This window comes from Bartonella sp. MR168JLCBS, from assembly GCF_042194175.1.
The window spans coordinates 1-291 of the sequence record NZ_JBHIMP010000583.1 but is presented as its reverse complement, the minus strand read 5'-3'; the positions used below and the strand labels follow the sequence as shown (position 1 = coordinate 291).

Below are 291 nucleotides of genomic sequence, written 5' to 3'. Positions count from 1 at the left end.
CCGCTGAAAAATGGCCTCGCTTGCGCCAACAATTTAAGTTCATTGAGCTTCATCTCATTGGTCCTTTACAATCGAATAAAACAGCAGAAGCTGTCAAAATTTTTGATGTCATTCAAACTGTTGACCGTGAAAAAATAGCTAAAAGTTTAAGCATAGAAATGCAAAAACAAAAAAGAAGCCTCCCTTGTTATGTCCAGGTCAATATTGGATTAGAACTCCAAAAAAGTGGTATTCCACCGCAAGAAGTTATACCCTTTGTTGCCCAATGCAAAAATCATTATGGACTTGATA

At 36.8% G+C, this 291-nt stretch carries 1 protein-coding gene; it reads left to right on the top strand.

Annotation, left to right across the window (positions count from 1 at the left end):
* Positions 1-291, top strand: a 291-nt coding sequence (locus ACFIK8_RS12830) for an alanine racemase (RefSeq protein WP_375669641.1), incomplete at both ends; no start/stop codon positions are given.